This window comes from Streptomyces sp. PA03-6a (assembly GCF_033792765.1).
Classification (GTDB): domain Bacteria; phylum Actinomycetota; class Actinomycetes; order Streptomycetales; family Streptomycetaceae; genus Actinacidiphila.
Map to the genome: position 1 here is coordinate 22,654 of NZ_JARAVK010000115.1, position 6,611 is coordinate 29,264.

Consider the following 6,611-nt stretch of genomic DNA (forward strand, 5'->3'; position numbering starts at 1 on the left):
ATAAGTGGAGAGCCAAGTCCGGTTACCTGATCGGAAGACGAAGTCGACGCGCCGCCGTGGCGACGCGGACCCGGCTGATCAGGAGGCCGCCGTGAACCCATCCCCATCCGCGAGAGATGGCTGGACGGCACTGGGGCAGGACGCGGCGCACGTGCTCGACCGGATCCACGCCGTGGCCCCCTGGCCGCTGATGGCGGTGACCTTGCTCTGGCTGTCCCACCGGCAACCCGCGGTCTACGTCCGCGTCGCCGTCGCGTTGCTGCTGTCGAGCGGGGCCGGGCTCGCCCTCTCCGCGTCCATGGGGCGCGTGCCGGTGCGCGGGGCGTCTCCCGCCCGTGACTACCTGGCGGACTACTTCGCGCTGCCCGGCGCGGGGGCGGGCTGGTACCTGCTGACGGCGCTCGCGGTCGTCGCCACCGTCCCGGCCGTCTGGGCGCGGATCGCCGTGGCGGCGATCGCCCTGTCCTCGGTCGCGGCGGCGGTGGCGACCGCCGACGACCCGGTGGCGGGCGCCCTGCTGGCCGCGGGCGTGCCGGTGCTCGCCTGGTTCACCGCACGCCACGTGCCGTACCGGCGGGGGGCGCGACGCGCACCCGAAGCGGCGCCGCTGCGGCAGGCGGGCTGACGGCCATGCACCTGGACGGCCTGATCGAGGCAGCCGGATGGTGGTCGTACGTCGTCGTGTTCGCCGTGACGGCGGGGGAGACCAGCGCGTTCGTCGGCCTGCTGCTCCCCGGGGAGACGGTCATCCTCCTCGCGGCCGCCATCGCGGGCCGGGGGGACCTGGACCCCCTGCTGCTGGCCGCCGCCGTGGTCACCGGCGGCATGGCCGGTGACAGCCTCGGCTTCGCACTGGGCCGGCACTGCGAGCGGCACCCGGGCACGTGGCTGCACCGGATACGGCCCGACAGCCGGATCGGACGCGCCCAGCACTTCCTGCTGCGCCACGGCGGGGCGGCGGTGTTCACCGGCCGGTTCGTCGGTTTCGTCCGTACCTTCCTGCCGTTCGTCGCGGGGGCGTCCGGCATGCCCTACCGCCGCTTCTTCGCCTACAGCAGCGCCGCGTCGCTGGTCTGGGGCGTCGGCAACGTGCTGCTCGGCTACTTCGCCGGCGCGGCCGCCACGGAACTGCTGCACCGGGCCGGTCTCGTCGCGATCCCCGTGCTCGTCGCCGCGGGTGCGGCCGCGCTGGTCGCCACCCGGCTCGTCGCCCGGCACCGGCGCGGGAGCGCACGCGCCGTGTCGAGGATCGTGGCGTCCGGCGGGCGCGCCCCGCGGACACCGGAGCAGGACCCCGCGGGCACGTACAGCTCCGCACGGGAGTCGTGAGCGACCGCGTTCACGGTCCGACCCGGGACCCCGGCGCGAGGCCGGTTGGTACTCTGCGCCTCCGCGCGGCAACGGGGGGACGGATGACGGCGGAATCGGGAACACGGGTGCCTCCGAGACCCTGGTTCAGGGGGATCGGGTTCGGCATCCTCTACGGCGGGCTGACCTCGGTGGTCTCCGTCGTCGCCATCGGCAGGGCATGGGCCGCGTGCGACGTCGGCGTCAACGCGGGCGCGAACTCGTTGACGCTGCTCCTCCTCGCGCCCCTCATCTGGGTCGCGACGGCGATCCCATGGGTCGTCCTGCACGGCACCCTGGGACGACGCCACCGACGGGCGGCACTGGTCGCGGGTCTGGCCTTCACCGTCTGGTTCACGTGGTTCCTGGTGACGTGGCTCGGCATGCCGGACTCCTACCCGAGCCCCTGGTGCACGGACAACGTCCCGCCGTGGTGGCCGAGTTACCTTCCCGCGTGAGGCGGCCCCCGGTGGGCTCCCCGCCAGGGAGACCGGTGCCAGGGGAGGGGATACCGCACGCACGGTGATCCCTCTAGGATCCCCGCGTGCCCGAGACAGAGATCGTGACATCCGGTGAGCGCCCCGACCTCCGTGAGCAGGTGAAGGACGCGCTCTGGGGCGGGTGGCCGGAGTTCATCCTGCACGCGCCGTCCTCGGCCGTGTACCGGCGCCGGGCGCTGGCGTACTTCCCGCGGTTCGACGTGCTGCTGCTGGACTGCGGGGAGGTGGTGGCCGGCGGGGCGGGGGTGGCGTTGCGCTGGGACGGGGACGTCGGCACGCTGCCGGACGGCTACGACGGCGCGATGGCCGCTGCGGTGACCGGGCACGAGGCCTCCGTCGTGCCCGACACCCTCTGCATCATGGTCGCCACCGTGCGTCCGGACCGCCTCGGCGGCGGACTGGCCGGCACGGTGCTCACGGCGCTGCGCGACCGCGCCGTGGACGCCGGACTGAGGCGGGTGATCGCACCGGTGCGGCCGACCCTCAAGGCGCGCTACCCGCTGGCGCCGATGGAGGACTTCGCCGGCTGGGCGCGCCCGGACGGGCTGCACCTGGACCCCTGGATCCGCACCCACCAACGGCTCGGGGCGAGGGTCCTCGCGCCCGCGCCGCGCTCCATGGTGATCCCCGGCACCGTGGCCGAGTGGGAGTCGTGGGCCGGCATGGCCTTCCCGCGGACCGGCGGTTACGTCGTCCCGGGAGCCCTCGACCTCGTGGAGATCGACCGTGAGCGGGACCAGGGCGTCTACGCCGAGTCCAACCTGTGGATGCGGCACCTCTAGCCGCTCCCGGCGGCAGGCTCAGGCGGCGCTGACGAGGTCGTCGCGGCCGAACAGCGGGGCGTAGTCGCACGGCAGCTGGTGGAGGACCCGCGTGGTCAGGTCGCGTCCGGCCAGGCGGGCGACCACGGCGAGTACGGTGCAGCTGTCCCAGCGTGCCGTGGCGGTGCTGCCGCCGGTGCGGGCGGCCAGGTCCTCGACGAAGGTGCCGCAGGTGATGGGCCGGATCTCCGGGATCTCGGCGGTGAAGACCAGCGCCGCCTCGACCGGCAGGCACGCGGCCAGGGCGACGCGTTCGTCGCCGATGAGCCGGCGGCCCAGGGCGGCGAGCACCGCCCGCACGGCCTCCTCGGCCCGCTCCCGGGTGGGGTAGACGCCGTCGTACCGCACCCGCTCCAGCATGTGGTCGAACGTCATGGACGCCGTGGGCCGACCCGGTTGGGGCTGGGGGGACATCGGAGGACCTCCGCGGTGGGTGGGCGTGCCGGCCGGGGGGTCCGGCCGTTCCGCCCCCGTCTACCCCGGAATCCGCGGTGTATGACTGCCGGACCGCCATGAGGACGGTACGGCCCGAAGGCCGTGAAACGGAGCAAGGCCTTCTGCCGTCGTAAGTCTTGACCTGCGCACTACAAAACCGTACATTCCGCCTGCCCGGCCGCTCCGGACGGGCTTCCGTTCGTCGACCTTGGGGGGTTCCGCATGCACTGGTACGTGGACGTGCTCAAGAAGTACGCCGTCTTCGGCGGGCGCGCGCGCCGCACCGAATACTGGATGTTCGCGCTGTTCAACGTGGTGATCAGCATCGTGCTGGTCCTCGTCGGGCGCGCGATCGACTTCAACTTCCTCCAGTCGGTCTACGCGCTCGCGGTGCTGCTGCCCGGGCTCGGCGTCGCCGTCCGCCGCCTGCACGACACCGGGCGGTCCGGGTGGTGGATCCTGATCGCCCTCGTCCCGGTCGTCGGCGCGATCGTCCTGCTGGTGTTCTTCTGCACCGAGGGCCAGCCCTCCGAGAACCAGTACGGCGCGAACCCGAAGTTCAGCGGCGCGCCCGCCTGATCTCCCGCCTGATCTCCGCGTGGTGAGGGGCCCCTTCCGGCCGGGCCGGCCGGAAGGGGCCGCGTGCCGTCCGGGCCGTGCGGTGTCTGAATTCGCCGGTCGGGGGGTGTGGGGGGATGCTGGTGTATATGAGTACGCGCGTTCCTGCGGATTCTGTGCCTCGGGCGGAGTTGCCCGGGTGGTCGCCGATGCTGGCGGTGGCGGGGCCGTTGCCGGGGCCGGGGGCGGAGGCGGAGTACGGTTTCGAGCCGTTGTTCAACGGTGCCCGGGTGCTGGTGTACCTGCCGGGGGACGGTGAGGTGCGGTTGGTGTCGGGGATCGGGCAGGACGTGACGGCGGGGTATCCGGAGTTGCGGGGGTTGCCGGGGTCGTTGCCGCCGGGTCTGGTGGGGGTGCTGGACGGGGAGATCGTGGCGTTGGGGAAGCATGGTGGGGTGTCGGTGGAGCGGTTGCAGCGGCGGATGAGTCTGCGGCATCCGGCGGCGGTGGCGGAGGCGGCCGAGGCGATGCCGGCGCAGTTGGTGGTGTACGACATCCTGCACTTGGGGGAGCCGGTGTTGCATTCGCCGTACACGGCGCGGCGGGCGTTGCTGGATGATCTGGGGGTGTCGGGGCCGCATGTGGTGGTGCCGCCGTACTGGCCGGCGATGGCGAGTGAGGCGTTGCACTACATCCGTCAGGAGGGGTACGACGGTGTGGTGGCGAAGCGGTTGACCAGTACGTACCTGCCGGGTCGCCGCAGCCGTGACTGGATCAAGGTCAAGAACCTCCACGCCGACGACTCCTGACCCCGGCGGATCCTCCTGCCGCCAGGCCGACTTGGCGGCCCGCGGCAACCCGCGTCGGGGTCGCGTGGAAGCGAGGCGGCATGCTCGAACCGGATCCGCCGTTCCGGCAGGTGCGCAGGCACGACGGCTACCTGCCGCTGGAGGACTTCGGCCTCATCGGTGACGGCAGGACGGCGGCCCTCGTCGGCCTCGACGGCTCCCTCCCGTGGCTGTGCCTGCCCCGGTTCGACGCCGCACCCCTGTTCTGCGGCCTGCTCGACCCCGCTCGCGGCGGGCACTTCACCGTGGCGCCGGAGGAACTGCGGGAAGCCCGCCAGCGCTACGAGCCCGACACCGGCGTCCTCGTCACCGAACTACGCTGCCCCACCGGCACGGTGCGCGTCACCGACGCGCTGGTGCTGCGCTCCGGCGCCGACCTCACCGACGACGCCCCCGCCGACCGCGGCGAACTCGTCCGCTCGGCCGTCGTCCTCGACGGCCGCGTACACCTGCGCGTCGACGTCGAGCCGCGCGGCGGTGCGCAGGCCCAGGCGCTGTTCAGCGGACTGGAGGTCCGCGTGCCGCGCCGGCCGGACCTGCGGCTGCACCTGCGCTCCAGCCGTCCGCTGGAATCCCTGCACAGCGCCCATGGCCTGCGGCAGGGCGAGCGCCTCGACCTTGTGCTGTCCTGGGGCCGCTTCCACCGGCGCCACCGGTTCGACGCCGAGGCGATGGTGGCCGGCACCGCCGACGCCTGGCGGCGCTGGATGACCGACTTCGGCTACGACGGCCCTGAGGAACCCCTGGTCCGCCGGTCCGCGATCACCCTGAAGCTGTGTGACGACTGGGCGAACGGCTCCCTCGTCGCGGCGCCCACGTCCTCCCTGCCCGCGCCCGTCGGCGGGATCCGCAACTGGGACTACCGCTACACCTGGATCCGCGACGCCGCCTTCACCGTGTTCGCCATGCGCCGCATCGGCTTCCGCGGCGAGGCGGACGCGTTCCTCGGCTGGGTCCTGGACGCGTTCGAGCACAGCCGGCGGCCCCGCATCATGTACGGCGTCGACGGCTGCCCGGTGCCCGGCGAGGTCGAGGACCCCGGGCTGGAGGGCTACCGGCGCTCGGCCCCCGTACGGTGGGGCAACGGAGCCGCCGACCAGCGTCAGCACGACGTCTACGGCGAGGTGCTGGACTGCGCGGACCAGTGGCTGCTCGCCGGCGGCGCCCTCGGGCCCGCCCTGTGGAGCGGCCTGTGCCGGCTCGCGGAGACCGCCGACCGGGCCTGGCGGGAACCCGACCAGGGCATCTGGGAGGTGCGCAGCGAAGGCCGGGTGTTCACCTACTCCGCCGGGATGTGCCAGGTGGCCCTCGACCGGGCGGCTTCGATCGGCGAGCGGCTCGGCCTGCCCGGGCGGACCGCGGCGTGGCGGGCCTCCGCGGACGCACTGAGCCGGCTGATCCTCGAGCGGTCATGGGACGAGGACGCGCGCACCCTCGGCCGGTACCTGGACGGCGGCGGTGGACTCGACGCCAGCCTGCTCGCGCTCCCGCTGCGGCAGGTCGTCCCCGTGAGCCATCCTCGGATGGTCGCCACCGCCACGGCGATCGCCGACCGCCTCTCGGCCGGCGGCGGACTGCTCCACCGCTACCTCCACGACGAGTCGCCGGACGGACTTCCCGGTGACGAGGGGGCCTTCGTCCTGTGCAGCTTCTGGCTCGTCGACAACCTCACCGGCCAGGGCAGGGTCGAGGAGGCCGAGGAGCTGTACGCCTCGTTGTGCGGCCGGGCGAGCCCGCTCGGGCTGATGTCGGAGCAGATCGACCCCACGACGGGGGAGTTCGCGGGCAACCACCCGCAGGCGTTCAGCCACATCGGGATCATCGCCAGCGGCGTCAACCTGGCGCGTGCGCGGCGTCGCGCGCGCGAGGAGGTGGGTGCGACGTCGTGATCCGTGGTGCCGGCGCGGTCGCGGGGTCGGTGCATCGGCGGCGGTACCGCGCCTGCCGCGCCGGGTGCGGTCACCTTCCGTGCGGACGAGGTCACAGTCCGAGGGCGATGGCGGTGCGGGTGAGTTCGGCGGTGCTGTAGATGCCGAGTTTGGCGCGGATGCGGCGGAGGTAGGCGTCGACGGTGTGCTTGGACAGTCCCATGTGGCGGGCCG

General features: G+C 73.4%; 9 protein-coding genes. 7 read left to right on the plus strand and 2 right to left on the minus strand.

Annotated elements, in window-relative coordinates; all coding sequences use genetic code 11:
- Positions 1-91: 91 nt before the first annotated feature.
- From PV350_RS25700 to PV350_RS25715, 4 genes are all read left to right on the plus strand, one after another.
- Entirely contained in the window at positions 92-625 is a 534-nt protein-coding gene (locus PV350_RS25700) for a hypothetical protein (protein ID WP_500336333.1), read from the plus strand.
- Between the two features lie 5 nt (positions 626-630).
- Complete coding sequence (locus PV350_RS25705) at positions 631-1,329, plus strand: DedA family protein (protein ID WP_500336334.1); 699 nt, start codon at positions 631-633, stop codon at positions 1,327-1,329.
- A gap of 107 nt (positions 1,330-1,436) precedes the next feature.
- Positions 1,437-1,805, plus strand: a complete 369-nt coding sequence (locus PV350_RS25710) for a hypothetical protein (protein ID WP_500336336.1) — start codon at positions 1,437-1,439, stop codon at positions 1,803-1,805.
- A gap of 86 nt (positions 1,806-1,891) precedes the next feature.
- Complete coding sequence (locus tag PV350_RS25715; protein WP_500336338.1) at positions 1,892-2,629, plus strand: hypothetical protein; 738 nt, start codon at positions 1,892-1,894, stop codon at positions 2,627-2,629.
- 18 nt (positions 2,630-2,647) lie between these two features.
- On the opposite strand, the gene PV350_RS25720 is transcribed toward PV350_RS25715, so the two are convergent.
- Positions 2,648-3,043 carry a DUF2267 domain-containing protein gene (locus tag PV350_RS25720; RefSeq protein WP_500336340.1) on the minus strand — a complete coding sequence of 132 codons (396 nt, stop codon included), beginning with the start codon at positions 3,041-3,043 and terminating at the stop codon, positions 2,648-2,650.
- 282 nt (positions 3,044-3,325) lie between these two features.
- On the opposite strand from PV350_RS25720, the gene PV350_RS25725 reads away from it, so the two are divergent.
- The 3 genes from PV350_RS25725 to PV350_RS25735 all read left to right on the plus strand — a co-directional run bounded on the left by PV350_RS25725 (position 3,326) and on the right by PV350_RS25735 (position 6,398).
- Positions 3,326-3,682: a DUF805 domain-containing protein gene (locus PV350_RS25725; RefSeq protein WP_499515994.1), complete on the plus strand. Its 357-nt coding sequence runs from the start codon at positions 3,326-3,328 to the stop codon at positions 3,680-3,682.
- Between the two features lie 188 nt (positions 3,683-3,870).
- Complete coding sequence (locus tag PV350_RS25730) at positions 3,871-4,470, plus strand: ATP-dependent DNA ligase (RefSeq protein WP_499509137.1); 600 nt, start codon at positions 3,871-3,873, stop codon at positions 4,468-4,470.
- A gap of 80 nt (positions 4,471-4,550) precedes the next feature.
- Positions 4,551-6,398 carry a glycoside hydrolase family 15 protein gene (locus PV350_RS25735; protein WP_500336342.1) on the plus strand — a complete coding sequence of 616 codons (1,848 nt, stop codon included), beginning with the start codon at positions 4,551-4,553 and terminating at the stop codon, positions 6,396-6,398.
- A gap of 91 nt (positions 6,399-6,489) precedes the next feature.
- Here the strand turns inward: PV350_RS25735 and PV350_RS25740 are convergent, their stop codons facing one another.
- Positions 6,490-6,600 (minus strand): LuxR C-terminal-related transcriptional regulator, encoded by a 111-nt coding sequence (locus tag PV350_RS25740; protein ID WP_500336344.1) that lies wholly within the window; start codon positions 6,598-6,600, stop codon positions 6,490-6,492.
- Between the last annotated feature and the right edge of the window lie 11 nt (positions 6,601-6,611).